This is a genomic window from Rubritalea spongiae, from assembly GCF_042652385.1.
Taxonomy (GTDB): domain Bacteria; phylum Verrucomicrobiota; class Verrucomicrobiia; order Verrucomicrobiales; family Akkermansiaceae; genus Rubritalea; species Rubritalea spongiae.
In genome coordinates this window covers 1,161,659-1,175,969 of the sequence record NZ_JBHSJM010000001.1, presented here as the reverse complement: position 1 = coordinate 1,175,969, position 14,311 = coordinate 1,161,659, and the positions used below count along the sequence as shown (strand labels likewise).

13 protein-coding genes and 1 tRNA gene are annotated in these 14,311 nt (G+C 46.3%); 10 read left to right on the top strand and 4 right to left on the bottom strand.

What is annotated here, in order from left to right; translation table 11 throughout:
- From ACFPK9_RS05495 to ACFPK9_RS05470, 6 genes are all read left to right on the top strand, one after another.
- The gene (locus ACFPK9_RS05495; protein ID WP_377093821.1) at positions 1–423 is read left to right on the top strand and encodes a hypothetical protein; all 423 of its coding nucleotides are present in this window, start codon (positions 1–3) and stop codon (positions 421–423) included.
- A gap of 114 nt (positions 424–537) precedes the next feature.
- Positions 538–2,085 (top strand): glucose-6-phosphate dehydrogenase, encoded by a 1,548-nt coding sequence (gene zwf / locus ACFPK9_RS05490; protein WP_377093820.1) that lies wholly within the window; start codon positions 538–540, stop codon positions 2,083–2,085.
- Between the two features lie 12 nt (positions 2,086–2,097).
- Positions 2,098–3,168 carry a glucose-6-phosphate dehydrogenase assembly protein OpcA gene (locus ACFPK9_RS05485; RefSeq protein WP_377093819.1) on the top strand — a complete coding sequence of 357 codons (1,071 nt, stop codon included), beginning with the start codon at positions 2,098–2,100 and terminating at the stop codon, positions 3,166–3,168.
- 165 nt (positions 3,169–3,333) lie between these two features.
- Entirely contained in the window at positions 3,334–4,158 is an 825-nt protein-coding gene (locus ACFPK9_RS05480; RefSeq protein ID WP_377093818.1) for a hypothetical protein, read from the top strand.
- 196 nt (positions 4,159–4,354) lie between these two features.
- Positions 4,355–4,672: a thioredoxin gene (gene trxA, locus ACFPK9_RS05475; RefSeq protein ID WP_377093817.1), complete on the top strand. Its 318-nt coding sequence runs from the start codon at positions 4,355–4,357 to the stop codon at positions 4,670–4,672.
- A 107-nt stretch (positions 4,673–4,779) separates the two neighbouring features.
- Positions 4,780–4,861, top strand: a tRNA-Leu gene (locus ACFPK9_RS05470).
- A gap of 41 nt (positions 4,862–4,902) precedes the next feature.
- Here the strand turns inward: ACFPK9_RS05470 and ACFPK9_RS05465 are convergent.
- Positions 4,903–6,087 (bottom strand): class I SAM-dependent methyltransferase, encoded by a 1,185-nt coding sequence (locus ACFPK9_RS05465; RefSeq protein WP_377093816.1) that lies wholly within the window; start codon positions 6,085–6,087, stop codon positions 4,903–4,905.
- Between ACFPK9_RS05465 and ACFPK9_RS05460 the strand changes: the two genes are divergently transcribed.
- The 4 genes from ACFPK9_RS05460 to ACFPK9_RS05445 all read left to right on the top strand — a co-directional run bounded on the left by ACFPK9_RS05460 (position 6,086) and on the right by ACFPK9_RS05445 (position 12,132).
- Complete coding sequence (locus ACFPK9_RS05460) at positions 6,086–8,533, top strand: transglycosylase domain-containing protein (protein WP_377093815.1); 2,448 nt, start codon at positions 6,086–6,088, stop codon at positions 8,531–8,533. The two genes, ACFPK9_RS05465 and ACFPK9_RS05460, sit on opposite strands and share 2 nt — an antisense overlap.
- Positions 8,534–8,712: 179 nt before the next feature.
- Positions 8,713–9,678 (top strand): hypothetical protein, encoded by a 966-nt coding sequence (locus ACFPK9_RS05455; RefSeq protein WP_377093814.1) that lies wholly within the window; start codon positions 8,713–8,715, stop codon positions 9,676–9,678.
- Positions 9,668–11,062 (top strand): TonB-dependent receptor, encoded by a 1,395-nt coding sequence (locus ACFPK9_RS05450; protein WP_377093813.1) that lies wholly within the window; start codon positions 9,668–9,670, stop codon positions 11,060–11,062. The genes ACFPK9_RS05455 and ACFPK9_RS05450 overlap by 11 nt, the downstream gene beginning before the upstream one ends.
- Before the next feature lie 5 nt (positions 11,063–11,067).
- Positions 11,068–12,132, top strand: coding sequence for a GNAT family N-acetyltransferase (locus ACFPK9_RS05445; RefSeq protein ID WP_377093812.1), 1,065 nt, complete (start codon positions 11,068–11,070; stop codon positions 12,130–12,132).
- A gap of 11 nt (positions 12,133–12,143) precedes the next feature.
- Here ACFPK9_RS05445 and ACFPK9_RS05440 read toward each other — a convergent pair whose 3' ends face one another.
- The 3 genes from ACFPK9_RS05440 to proC form a co-directional block, all read right to left on the bottom strand.
- Positions 12,144–13,133: an endonuclease/exonuclease/phosphatase family protein gene (locus ACFPK9_RS05440; RefSeq protein ID WP_377093810.1), complete on the bottom strand. Its 990-nt coding sequence runs from the start codon at positions 13,131–13,133 to the stop codon at positions 12,144–12,146.
- 24 nt (positions 13,134–13,157) lie between these two features.
- The gene (locus ACFPK9_RS05435; RefSeq protein WP_377093808.1) at positions 13,158–13,391 is read right to left on the bottom strand and encodes a Sec-independent protein translocase subunit TatA/TatB; all 234 of its coding nucleotides are present in this window, start codon (positions 13,389–13,391) and stop codon (positions 13,158–13,160) included.
- Positions 13,392–13,483: 92 nt separating this feature from the next.
- Complete coding sequence (gene proC / locus ACFPK9_RS05430) at positions 13,484–14,293, bottom strand: pyrroline-5-carboxylate reductase (protein WP_377093806.1); 810 nt, start codon at positions 14,291–14,293, stop codon at positions 13,484–13,486.
- Positions 14,294–14,311: the final 18 nt, after the last annotated feature.

Genomic DNA, 14,311 nt, shown 5'->3' with positions numbered 1-14,311 from the left:
ATGCGCAGTTGTCATCGGTGCATAGTACTCGTGGTCGCCTTGTGGTTGTGCGCCTGTTCTAAACAGGAATCAACTACGAGTGAGCTTTCTCAAGAGCTAAAGTTAGAGCTCGAGCGTCTTCCTGATATTGTTAGAGAAGTGGAATCACTGGATAGTGCCGAGACTGCGGCTGGGGAAATAGTCGCTATGGCGGATGCTGTGACTTCGATTGCTCAGCGAGTCGAGGCGGAGGAATATTTAACGCAAGAACAGCGCATCACGTTTGAGAGCTCCTTACGCGATGTTCAAGATGAATTAGAATATTTGCTGACAAAACTTTCCTCTCAACCTGAGTTAGTGATCAAGCTAACAGAACCGGTTGCTAAATTGGGTGATGCGCTGGAGTTTGCTTCACGTGTGATGAAGGGGCCGCGTTCCCAATAAAATATGGGAGATCGCTTCAGTTAGTGGCATTTGGCGACGATGGAAGGGAGTGCTATGACAAAGTGCACAGCAAAAAAACAGACTTCCCGCTTGAGAGAACTGAATTCATGAGGGATGCTGCGCGCAGCAATGAGTAATCCTTTCAGAGAAGATTTAGTTTCACGTTCGCGCGCAGAAGCGTGCACCGTGGTCATTTTTGGTGCTACAGGTGATTTGACTCACCGCAAACTGGTGCCAGCACTTTATAACCTAGGGGTAGACGGTGAGCTGCCACATGGAGTGAAGATTGTGGGCTTTGCACGCAGAGATAAGAGTGATGCTGAGTTTCGGGAGGGGCTCGAAGCTCTGAATAAAGAAGTGTCTCGCAGTGGTCATGACCCAGAGCTTTGGTCGGAATATCAGGAGAGTATCCAGTATCACCAAAGCGAATTCAATGACATTGACGGCTATAAGCGATTAGCTGAACGTCTCGACGCGATTGACCGCGAGCGCGGAGGAGCAGGTAATCGGCTTTTCTATATCGCGAGTGCGCCTGAGTTTTTTGATGTGATTCTTGAGAACCTTAAGTCTGTTGGACTCAGTTCTGCGGCAAAAGGGTGTTGGTCTCGTGTGATTGTTGAAAAACCATTTGGAACAGATTTGGCGACAGCAGAGCACCTCAACAAAGTGGTCAATAACACTTTTGCTGAGAAAGATACTTACAGGATTGACCATTACTTGGGCAAAGAAACTGCTCAGAATATTATGGTTTTGAGATTTGCGAATGCGATCTTTGAACCACTTTGGAATAACAAGTACATTGAACAAGTTCAGATCACATGCGCTGAACATCTAGGGATGGAAGGTGGTCGTGGTGGTTACTATGATAAAGCAGGAGCGTTGAGAGATATGGTACAAAACCATCTGCTTCAGCTCTTGAGTCTAGTGGCAATGGAGCCTCCAACGGATCTTTCCGCGGATGGCGTGCGTGATGAAAAAGTAAAAGTGCTACGTTCATTACGCCAGCTTGACACTCCTAAAGCGATTCGTGAAAACGTGGTTCGCGCTCAGTACACTTCTGGTCACATTCAGGATAAGTCTGTTGTCGGTTACCGCGAAGAGGATCGTGTTGATCCAGAATCGATGACTGAAGCGTATGTGGCACTTCGCATGCATGTAGACACATGGCGCTGGAGTGGTGTTCCTTTTTACGTTCGCGTTGGTAAGCGTTTGCCGAAGAAGGCGACTGAGATTTCGATTCATTTCAAATCACCTCCGAATGTATTATTTAATGCAATCCCAGGCGCTGCGGCAGGTGGCAATGTACTGGTTATCCGCATTCAGCCTGATGAAGGGATCTCTTTACGCATGGTGTCTAAATTACCAGGTACCAGTTTGCGGATGGAGCCAGTAAAGATGGATTTCCATTATTCTACAAGTTTTGGCAAAGGTAGTCCAGAAGCGTATGAGCGACTTCTACTAGATGCTATGGCAGGTGACGCAACATTGTTTGCGCGTCGTGATGAGGTGGAAGAAGCATGGCGTTTCATCGACCACATTGAGAAGGCTTGGCATGAATCATCTGAAGCGCCAGAGATGGCAGAGTTCTCAGCTGGGAGCTGGGGGCCGAAAGCGGCAGATGAGTTGCTAGAGCAAGATGGTAATTCTTGGAGAAGACTTTAAATTGGTAGCCTAATGAGTGTTCCTAACGATTGTACTATCCTGGGTAAAGAGGTCGAGATCGGCGAAATAGATGTCGAACTCAAGCGTTTATGGGAAGCTGATGAAGCTCGCACGAATGCATCGTTGATGAATTTTGCGGTGTATTCAGAAGATTCGTCAGCACTTTCTAAGAATTCAGAAATGGTGCGCGAGATTACTCGTGAACACGCATGTCGAGCTATTTTGGTCGCAGTTGATCGAGATGACCCAGAGGTGGGTATGCGCGCTTGGGTGACTGCTCATTGTAATTTAGCAAATGGAAATAAAACTGTTTGTTGCGAACAGCTTGCGTTCCACTTGGCTGGCCGGGTGAGTGGGCGTTTTCGCAATACTATATTTGCGAATCTCCAAAGCGATTTACCGCTTATTTTTTGGTGGCAAGGTGAGTTAACCGAGCGCTTTGATGATCGCATTTATTCGTTGATTCAGCGTTTAGTGGTGGACAGTGCCGATTGGGCTAACCCTTTGGAGCAATTCCAGCGGTTGAAAGAGCCGATGCTAAACGAGAATTTGGTGGTGCAAGATCTGTCGTGGACGCGGACCTATCATATTCGTCTGGGAATTGCTGCGATGTTTGATGACCCGCACGCGCAAGACGTGATTACGGGTATTCAAAAGGTCAACATTGTAACTTCTCCTGATTGTGAAACATCAGGGATTCAGCTGCTGTCATGGATAGTCACTCAATGTGGCTGGCTGCCGGCACAGGAGTTAATCGAAACTGAGGCTGCTCGAGGGAGCTACCATTTTGAAAATACTCATGGTGGGGTGATTGAAGCTAAAGTTACAGCGGAAGAAGACAGTTCACCAATCAGTCTGGTGGAGATCATTGCAGGTGATGTCAGGTTATCTGTGACACGTCCGAAAGGTGATCACCTGATTCACCTCCGAGTGGAAGCTGACGGTTATGTGAGTGAGCAATCAACTCCAGCAGATAGTATGGACTCCGTTGGTCTGATGCGTGATCAATTGTCACGAGGTGGGAAGAATTCCTTGTTCCGCAAGGTGTTGCCGACCTTTATGGAGCTACTTTCTCAGAAGTAGGGATACGTAGATTTACTTGTAAATTGGTTTAGTTACCCTAAAAAAAGCAGTTTGGAGGTTTGACAGGTGGGGGACTCTTCAGTTTAGAGTAATAGTAACACTCTGCGATACACCTAGAGCTGAGTAATCACACCTACACAATCACCTAACGAAACCCATCAAAGGATGAGCGATCAAAATAACGACAACGAAACCCAACCGTTGGAAACAGAGCCAATGAAGCAGCAGTCAATGCGTAAAACTTCCTCCGTGCCACTTCGCAAGGAGACAGTACGAGTAACTCTGAAGTCCACACCTGCAGGAGCTAAGCAGCCACCAGAAACATCTGGACCGCCAGCGCCAAAAGCGATGTCTCCGCACACTGGGCCACAAACAGTTTCTGCACCATCGACTCACAATCCTAATATTCCAGATGTCACTTCAGCTGTGCCTCTCAAAGAGGAGACCATGCGCGTGACTCTTAAGGCTGATTCTAAGGATAAGGCTGAGAAGCCGGCTCCTCCAGCTCCCAAAGCGCCGTCTGCGCCTAAAGCTCCAACGCCAGCAGCTTCTGCTCCAAAGGCGCCAGCACCAGCTCCAACAGTGCCATTGAATGTGGGTGCGGGAGCTAAAGCACCTGCGTCAGCTCCAAAGACTCCAGCACCAGCTCCGACAGTTCCACTGAACTTGGGTGCAGGCGCTAAAGCTCCAGTGGCTCTTGCTACTCAACCGTTGGGCAATGCGAGTCAGCCACTTCCGAAAGCTACTGTTCAGCTTGAGCAAACGCAGCAGCTTGGTACTCCGTCTGCTGTCGGCACTCCGGATGAGCAAACACCAACTATTCAAACAGTCGTCGATGAAGAATCATCAGAAGAGCGTTCATCAAATGTTGTGACTTACTTGGCTGTAGCTGCCTTTGTTCTTTCTCTATTCTGTCTTTTCGCCCAGTTCAAGCAAGCGAAGGTTTGGATGGATGAGGAAGGTAGTTCAATTGGCGCTATTTTCTCTTAAGCTAAGCTTACAGAGCATCAAATTTTTAAAACCGTTAGCTGCTCGAAGTGGCTAGCGGTTTTTTTAGATTCACGCTTACTTGAGCCAGTCGAGGAGGGGGGAGCAAAAGTTTATAAGCAAGGTGCATTCTAATTATAAGTGGAGAAATAGAGTGGCGTGATCTTGACCTTTTGGGGAGTGAAGGCATAGTTCGGGTATGGCACTTGTACTAACTGAAGACAATTTTGAAGCTGAAGTAATTAATTCTGGTAAGGCAGTTCTCGTGGACTTCTGGGCTGAATGGTGTGGACCTTGTAAGATGATCTCTCCGATCATTGACGAGCTTTCTGACGAAGTCGGTGATGCGGCTGTGGTCGGTAAAGTAGAGGTCGACAATGCTCAAGCTCTGGCAGCTAAGTATGGAGTTCGTTCTATTCCTTTCCTTCTTTTCTTTAAAGATGGTGAAGTGAAAGACCAAATCGTTGGCGCGAACGTCACTAAAGAGTCCTTGAAGGAAAAGCTTCTTGCGCTCTAAGTGATTGATATTAATTTATTTCTAGCCTGATCAGAAATGATCGGGCTATTTTTTTGTAGAATTGTTTTGCGCACGGCTGAAATTTGATTAAGTTGCGCGCAGCAAAGGCCGAGGTGGCGGAATTGGTAGACGCGCTTGGTTTAGGTTCAAGTGTCTTAGGACGTGCAGGTTCGATTCCTGTCCTCGGTATTTCTTTGCAAATTGGATCCGCCAGATGGCGGATTTTTTTGTTATAGGATTTCTAGCTGTCGCAGAGCTTGCTGGTTTGCGGGTTGATTAAGTTCACATTCTAGAACGTTAAATTGTTGTCCCATCATGCTTGGGTGGGTGAGGGTTTGGAATTGGCGAATCCATTTCGCAGCTTCTTGTATTTTACCTTCTTCGATTTTTTTTAGTAAGGGCGTGGCGTGTTGGATGAGGTAGCGGGTTTGGCTGTCGAAGTATTGTGGGGAAAAGTGAGCTGCGGTGAAATCTTGAGCAAGCTGGGTGAAGTCGACGTGTGCACTGATGTCCTTTTGGCCAGGAGTCTCAAGAGGGGATTCATCTGCGTGATGATTCGTAAAGCAGCGGAGGGTGCCAGATTTACGGGAAATGTCGTAAAATGTGCTTTTTGGGTAACCGTAATCGATGGTGATTGATAAAGCGTGCTCGAAGCAGCGTGCACTGAGTTCAACGAAGCTGGCGAGTCCAGGACGATATTCGGTTTGGTAGTCCTCTGGATAATCGCCTAGTTCATCAACAAACTCCGCGAGTTTTGGGCTGGTGATGGCTTGGTCTAACCATTGAAACTGAGACTCCTTATAGTCGACGCAGCGCTCTAGCCATTGTTGCTCTTTTCTAATGATGAGTTTGACTGGGAAGGCGTCAAATAATTCGTTGCTTAGAATGATTCCGTTCGACGAGGTGCTTTTAAAGTCGGCTAGGCTATTGCAGTGGGAAATTTTTGGTTGGTGCAGAGACAAGGTCTTGAGCTGGACTTCTTGCATCACGTGTAGTGGCTCACAGAGGTTATAACGTATTTCTGAATAGATATCCGGGTAGTGTGAATGGAGGTGGTCGAGAATATCACAGGCTAGTTGCCCAGTGTTTGCTCCGATTTCTAAAATTTCATTAGCACCTGTATGTTGGTTGTATTTTGCAATACGTTCAGCGAGGATACTGCCGAAGCACGAACCGACGCTTACTGAGGTGAAAAAGTCGCCATACTTCCCTACGTTTTGGGCACCTTTAGTATAATAGCCGAATTCTGGATGGTAGAGGCAATGTTGCATCCATCGGTCAAAGCTGAGGGGGCCAAGAGCTGAAATTTCTTCAACGAGCAGAGAGTTTAAGCTGAGGGTTGCAGGATTGCTCGAGAGAGGGTAAGAATGTTTAACGTCAGCACTATCCGCGCCTGACGAATGGTTCATCATCATGATTCGCAAGAAGTTTAACTCGCGCCGCAAGGTTCGCAAGAAGTCAATTTTCCTTAGGACGTGGTTTCTTGCTCTTGCATTTGTTTGTATGTTGGGGGTGCTTGGAGCCTTTGTTGGTTACCAAGTGCTCACTGAGAAATACCGAAATCGGGCGAAGATCTATGATATGGATTTGGTGAATGTTGTTGAATTACCTAATCTGATTTATGATCGCGAGGAGAGGGAAATTGGTCGATTATTTGTAGAGAATAGAAGCCCGATTGGAATCGAGCAGGTGCCGCAGCGAATGATAGATGCCCTTATTTCAGGGGAAGATTCGCGCTTTTTTGAGCATAATGGGGTGGATTATATTGGTATTGCGCGTGCAGCGTATCTTAACTTTAAATCTGGTGATCAAGATTCTGGCGCAAGTACCTTAACGATGCAGCTTGCTCGTAATGCGTATAACTTAAAAGACGAGGCGATAAAGCTTGGAGAAAGTGGCTATGAGCGAAAACTCGTTGAAATTTATTTGGCTCAACGGATTGAGAAGCATTACACGAAACAGAAAATTTTAGAATTCTATTTGAACCGAGTGCCATTTGGAAGTGGTTATTATGGAGTTCGCTCAGCGGCTCTTGGGTACTTCGGGAAGGAGCCTAAGGATCTGACTGTTGAAGAGTGTGCATCCTTAGTGGGGTGTATTAAGAACCCATCCACTTTCTCCCCATTGCGCAGCAAAGAGAATAATAAGAAAGCCAGGAATCATGTAATCAACAGGATGGCGATCGAGGGGCGAATTCCTTTTGCTGAAGCTGAGAGGCTTGTTGAACTTCCTGTGGAGACTAATCCCAAGCCAATCAAGCGTAATACAACACATTTATATGACCGGATTGCTGAGTCGTTGCAGGATCATGTGCCTGTTGAATTGTTAGATAAGGGAGGTTTCCGCATTTTTACATCAATCGACCGAGATATTCAGCGGAGCTTGGAGAAGAATATCGAGCGACAGCTCAGTTTGGCGGAGCAGCAAGAGGGGTATCAGCACGCGAAGTATAGAGATTTTGATGCTTCAGCTCAACAACGACCAAAATATTTGCAAGGTGCAGCTCTGATGTTGGATAATGAAACCGGTGAGGTGATCGCTTATGTGGGAGGGCGTAACTTTGCACATTCACAGTACGATTTCATTGATTCCGGTAGAAAACCAATAGGGACTGCATTTTTCCCATTTGTCTATGCAGCAGCGCTGGAGGCTGGTGAGACTCTCTCATCACGTTTGATTGACGAAGCAATGGATAATCGTCAGGTGATGATCGATGGTGTGGAGGGTATTCTAGGAGAGTGGGGAAGTGAGGTGGAGAATCCTGTGTATGAAGGCGAAATTCTATTACGTCGAGGGTTAGCTGCGAGTAAGATTGCGGCGACAGTGCGTCTAGGTAGAGATGTTGGTTTGCAGAAGGTGAGGGATATTGCGACTCGCTTTGGCTTCAAGATGCCGAAGACGAAAGCACTGCCTCGTGAGCTGCTGGGGACTGAATCAGTTTCGTTACAGGAACTCGTGTCGGCTTATAGCGCGTTTGCCAATCAAGGAAAGAGTCCTAGTGAGATTGTTTGCATCACGCGGATCGAATCGAAAGAGGGGGACGTGTATTATGATGTGAGGAACTCAGATGGAAAGAAACAGAGAGAATTGTTACACCCTGCGACGGCATATTTAACACATTCCATGCTTGAGTCCGCATTAAAAACTGGGAGTGGGATGCGTGTGTACGAGGAGTCAAAACTCGGAGATTTTTCAGGCGGTGGAAAGACAGGGACAACCAGTGACTTTGCAGATAACTGGTTTGTTGGCTATAACAGTAATGTGACTTGTGGGGTGTGGGCCGGCTTTTGGGATGGCTCACGTACACCGATCTATCCAGGAGCATTTTCAGCAGATACGGTGATGCCTGCTTGGGTAAAGGCAATGGAAATTTACCAACATAAGTATCAACCTAAGCCTATAGCTCAACCAACTCAGGTGGAGAAAATGGAGGTTTGTAAAGTCTCCGGCTTGAGAGTGACGCTAGATTGTGAGGAATATGAAAAGAATCCCGAGACGGGGCAAATGGAGACAGTGAGTACTGGCTTTAGTGAGTATTACTACGTTGATAATAAACCCTTGGGGTATTGTGATCAGCACGGTAGTGGGAATCATGGAGTCGCGGACAGTATGTTCTCTCTGACGAAAAGAGTGGGATCTAAACAGTATGCGCACATTCAGCCTGTGCAGCCTGTGGCGCCTACTTTGTTAGGAGAAGACCCTTATAGCTCTGAGCAACCAGCTTTCGTCCCTAGAGATCTGGCTTCGTCTACTAATGCGCGTGGGTTAGAGGCCGTAAATCCAGATGTGTTGTCGGAGCAGGATAATGTGTCGACTATATCGATGGAGCGGCCTGGAAAGATTCAAATTATAGCGGACTAAGAAGTTTAGGCATTGGCGGCTTGCCTAATATAGCTAGGTCGTTAACCTTGTTTGTGGTCACATTGGATGCAGTTAGAAGAGAAGGATTTCTATGTCCAGAATGCCGCCTATTAGTTTCAGCTTCGAGGGAACAACTAGGTGCTACTTTAACATGCCCGTGTTGTTCTGTACGGTTGAGAGTGCCATCAGCAAATGAAGATATAGTACCTTTAGGATCTTCATTGAGAACCAAACCTGTCGCGATCTCTGCAGCAGACTCGGTTAAGAAAGTAGATGAAGAGTGGGAAGAAGATGTCCCCATTGAGTACTTAGCTGAGCATTCTCGAGGATTGCCATGGCATATGTTAATTCCAGCAGGCTTAGTGGGAGTTATATTATTTTCAGTATTGGTAAGTTTACTTTTCCAGACAAAAGAGCAACCAGTGTCGGGTGGTACTAGCCTAGTCGAAGCTAGTGCACCAGTGGTAGAGGAAGAGGTTTTGAGTGAAATGTCGGATGAGGAGAGACAGGCTCGAGTGAAAACTTATTTGAATGAGCTAGTGCAATCTTCCTCGATTGCTGAATTAGAATCTATCGTGCGACCAGTGCCAGACTTGCGTGAAAAGTTAGAGAATTATTATGAGAGTCATGAATTAAACTTTAAAGAGGTTGAGTCAGTGAACCAACTGCTCCCAGTAACTAGCATGGAAGGTGTTTACTTGTGCTCTTCAGTGTCTGAAGATGGCTGGCATGGGTTGAGCGTGATTTTTCAAAGGGGGAATCAATTCCTCCTCGATTGGGAATCGTTCGTGGCTTATTGCGATGTTGATTGGGATAAGATAAAAGAAGTGTTTCCTAAAGAGCCGATTACTGTACGTGCTGTACGTTCAAGGTCTGAATACTATAATCATGGGTTTGATTCTGAAACCTATCAGAGTTTCGAGTTGATGCGGAATGACTCTGACACCCGTTTTTATGCATACGTAAGAAGAGGGAGTGTGGCTTATAGCCGGCTGCTCCCAGTAGGGGTGTCTGAGATAGGAATAGAAATGACCTTAAGGGTACGTTATCCTGAAGATGCAGTAGGCAAAAATCAGCTTTTGATCGAAGAGGTAGTGTCTGATAGTTGGGTGGTTGATTATAAAAAAGAGAGTTATGAAAACTAGAGAGGTATTGAGCTCTTATAATAAGGCATTAAGAATTAATCTTGATCGTTCCAAGTATGGGACATTTGCTGAGATTGGTGCGGGGCAGGAGGTAGTGAACTGGTTTTTCAAAGCTTCAGCAACTGCTGGAACCGTTGCAAAATCAATATCGGCGTACGATATGACCATGAGTGATGAGATTTATGGTAAGTCGAAACGTTATGTTTCGCGCGAGCGCGTGATGCAGATGTTAGACCATGAATATGACTTACTGATTGAGAGACTTTCCGACGAGAGAGATGACCAAACCACTTTTTTTAGTTTCTGTAACACCGTGAGAGCGCGTGGTTATCGTGATAAAGAAGAGTGTCACGGCTGGATGGGAGTTCGTTTACAGCTTAAGCCGGGTGGTCCTCCTTGTGATATTTTGTGTCACGTGCGTTTGTTAGATGAAGAAAATATGGATCAAATGGAGGCTCTTGGAGTGGTAGGGCTCAATTTGATTTATGCTTCATTCTATCACCGAGACAACTTGGAGCGGTTTGTTGAATCACTCGTTGATAATGTTTCAAAAGGTCGTGTTGAAGTAGATATGCTTAAGTTTTTAGGCGAGGACTTTCGATTTGTGGATAACCGCTTGTGCTCATTACAGCTCGTGCAGAGTGGTTTGACGGCGGCAGCAATGTTTACTCCTGATGGCGAGGTCGTTCAGCCAGCTGAAGTGCTGTATAAAAAATCAGTAGCATTGTTGCGTGGTAGCTTTGACCCGGTAACGAACTTGCATCTCGATATGCTGGCACAAACTAAGGACAGTTTTTGTAGTGAATTAAATGACACGCAGAAGAACCGTTTTATAAGCCTCTGTGAGATATCGATTAATAACTTGTTGCGGGGTGAAAATGGTAAAGTGGATCACGTTAAATTTCTGGATAGAGCGGATGCTCTACAGGCTCTTGGCCAAACATTACTTATTTCTAACTGCCCTGAGTTTCATAGGATAGCGACATATTTGAGTTTGTATACACGGGAGCCGATCGCGATTATTTTGAGTATTGGTTTGCTGAATGAGCTGTTTAAAGAGAAATGGTCAGAGAATCTCGAAGGAGGGATTTTGGAATCTTTTGGACGCTTATTTAAGAATGAAGTTTCACTCTATGTCTATCCATGGAAAAATCGTAAGGATGGTGAGTTAGTGACTGCGAACACTTTCAAAACGCAGGAGAATTTCCAACATCTGTATCAGCATTTATTTATGAACCGGTTGATTCGTCCCGTGAAAACGGGAGACGTATCGTTGCTCGATTATACCGGGCGAGACATTCAGAAAATGATACAGACTGGTGGCGAAGAGTGGAAGGCGTTCGTGCCTAAAGAGGCACATCGTGCAGCTATGCATATACACTAACAGCGATGAATCAGCTATCGACAGATTTGCGTGGGCTTCTTCACTACGTGCCTCAGTTTAGAGGGAAGCTTTTCGTAGTGGACCTAGAGTGGAGTCTCATGTCAGAGGCTAGCAAGGCTGAGGTGATAATGGATTTAACAGCATTGCAGTCTATTGGTGTGCGTTTGTTGGTGGTTGCTTCAAATGAAGGTTTAGAGGATTTTGTGGATTGGGCTACGGATCATGAACTTAAGCTTTCATCAGTGATTGAGGATATGCAGGAGGACTTTGTTCAGGAAGTTTTAGAGCGTGGTCAGGCTGCATTGTGTCGGCGTAGTGGTGGCTTACTTGATCATGAATTGAGTAAACTGGCGCAGTCTTTATCCGCGAAAAAAATGATCGCGATAGCTGAATTTAAGCCAGTGGAGCTAAATGGCGAGCAGCTTAAATTCCTTCGAATTTCAGAGATTGAGGAATTAGAAGTTCAGCTCACAGAGAAAGAAAGTGAATTACTCGCTAGAGCTGCAGAAGCGTGTCGGATTGGGATTGATCGTGTCCACTTGTTAGATAGTCGAGTGCCTGGTGTGCTGCTCGATGAATTATTTTCGAATGAAGGGGTAGGTACGATGGTGTATTCTGGCACGTATCGGCATATTCGTTTGTTACGTGAGGAGGACATTTCTGAACTTTTGGCAATGATTGGGAGATCGGTGCGTCGGACACATTTAGTCCCACGTAGCTATGAGCAGATCGCATCTTCCTTAGACGACTATGCTGTCATGGAAGTGGACGGTCATGTCGTAGGCTGCGTGGCTTTGTACTCGCATGGAAAGCGAGGGGAGATCGCCTGTTTATACGTGAAACAAAGTCACGAGGGAACGGGGTATGGAGCTGACTTGGTTCATTTTATGCATGACCAGGCACGTGCGCGCGGCATGGAGAGTGTGTTTGCTCTAACGAATCGAGCGTCTCGATTTTTTACTGAGTCTCTAGCTTATTCGGAAATGGCGATTGAGTCATTGCCTGCTGAGCGTCGTGAACAGTTGCGTAACAGTGGCCGTGATTCACTGGCGTTTTGCTACACATTATAGAAAGCTACTAGCTAATAAATGGTAATCACTAAGGGGCGATGATCGCTAGCCTGATTTTCTTGTGGAATGTTAAGGATATAGGACTGTTTCATATCGATACGTGATTTCATGGATTGCGATACGAAGGCGTAGTCGAAGCGTGAATAAATATCTTGGTAGCCCCAGTAATGGGTCCATTTTTGACCATTGGAATCAGTGAGATTTAGAGGGGATAAGTAGTTGAGTGAACCGTGATCGCCTGCAATGGCGCGTACGCTGGGAGATTGTTTCGTATCATTGAAGTCGCCGTAGACAATGAGATCCGGAGTAGATTCGAGGATGAGGTCGACGTGCTGGCGGACGAGTTGTGCTTCATTTCTTCGAATGAGTGCTTGATCGAAGTATTTATTTTCTCGTTTAGATTTTAGGTGAGCTCCGACAAATCTAGTTTCACCTCCTGGCAGATTGATGCTGACATCGAGAATGCCACGTAAGATAATATGGCGTGCCGAATTATAGGTGAATTCGATTTTAGCGGTATCGTATGCTTTGAGAGGAAATTTAGATAAAATCGCTTGGCGGCGGTAGGCATCGGCGCCACCCATAAGGTGGGAATGAGGCAAGTGGAGGCCATGATTCTTGAGACGTTGTTGGAGGTCTTTAAGGTCGGCATTGGTGCCAATTTCGCATATTCCTAAGATGTCTGGTTGAACTTCTAGGATGTTGTCGATGAGGTCTTTTATTTCATCTTTGGGCTTAGATTGGATGGTTTCTCCTCGTGGCTGGCTCAGATAATTTTTGATGTTGTAGACCATGAAAGTCGTTTCGACGTCAGTATTTATTACTGATGAAAGTGGTAGCGTGGGGAGTCCTGTTGCAGCTTGAGGTTCAGTGGATTCAGAATGGCTAGGCCAGTCTGGAGATTCGGGGGGCTTATCACAGGAGGGAAGAAGGATGATAGCTAGGCAAAAGAAAACCCCACGAAGCAGAGCTTGTGGGGTGAAATTGTTGATCTGGCGCATGAGAATGGCGCGTTGAGATTGAGCCTATGCTTTCTCTTCTTTTTTAGCACTTTGAGACTTGCTTGTCTCTTCGTGTTCAGCACGGGTAATCTCGTGTTCAAACTCGTCACGAGCACGTTTAAATTCGCCCATGCTCTTGCCCACGCCACGTGCGAGTTGAGGGAGTTTTTTAGCTCCAAAAAGTAGAAGGACGATCAAGAAAACGATCATCATTTCTTGTCCGCCGAAGCTACCTAAAAATGCTAATGTTGTGCTCATGAATTGATTCTAGTTTGAGTGTGCGGGAATTGCAAATGGATTCGCATGACAGAACTAAATCAAAGTCAAGCGAATCCTAAAGCAAGGTTTGATTATTTGCGGCCAAGTTCTTCAGCTTTTTCAGCTGCTGCTTCCACTGCAGCGATAGTAGTGGAGCGGAATCCATTGTCTTCTAGGGACTGTACTGCGGTGATGGTGGTGCCGCCTGGAGAGGTAACCATGTCGCGTAAAATCGCAGGGTGAAGGCCAGTCTCGGCTACCATAGAAGCGGCTCCTAGTACTGTTTGCGTAGCCAGTTCCAGAGCTTGTGCGCGAGGAAGACCTTTGAGTACGCCGCCATCGGCAAGAGCTTCGATGAAGGTGTAGACGTAAGCTGGACCACTGCCAGACACACCTGTAACAGCATTCATGAGGTATTCAGGAACCTCGATTACTGAGCCTGCAGCACCGAGTAATTTACAGGCTGTGGCGGCATCTACGGTGTCTGCATTTTTTCCTAAAGTGTAAGCTGCAGCACCTTTGCCGATGAGTGCAGGGGTATTTGGCATACAGCGGATCACGCGTGATGAGTCAGGGAGTGGTTGTTCGAGAGCCTCTACCGTGAGACCTGCCGCTGTGGAAATCAGTAGTGTGCCGTCGAGACATTCTGGCGTTTCTGCCAATTCGAGAAGTACGATCGGAAGTACGTTTGGCTTGGTACAGAGGTAAACCGCATCAGATTTTTGTGCGAGTTCTACATTTGATTCTACAGCATGGACTCCGAGTTCCTTAGCGAGAGATTCACGGGTCTCGGCTGTGCGAGATGAAACGTAGACATCACTTGCTTTTACGATACCTGCTTTTAGCGCACCTTCGAGAAGTGCTCGGCCCATTTTTCCGCATCCAATAAGTCCTAATTTCATAGGCCGGATGCTAGGATG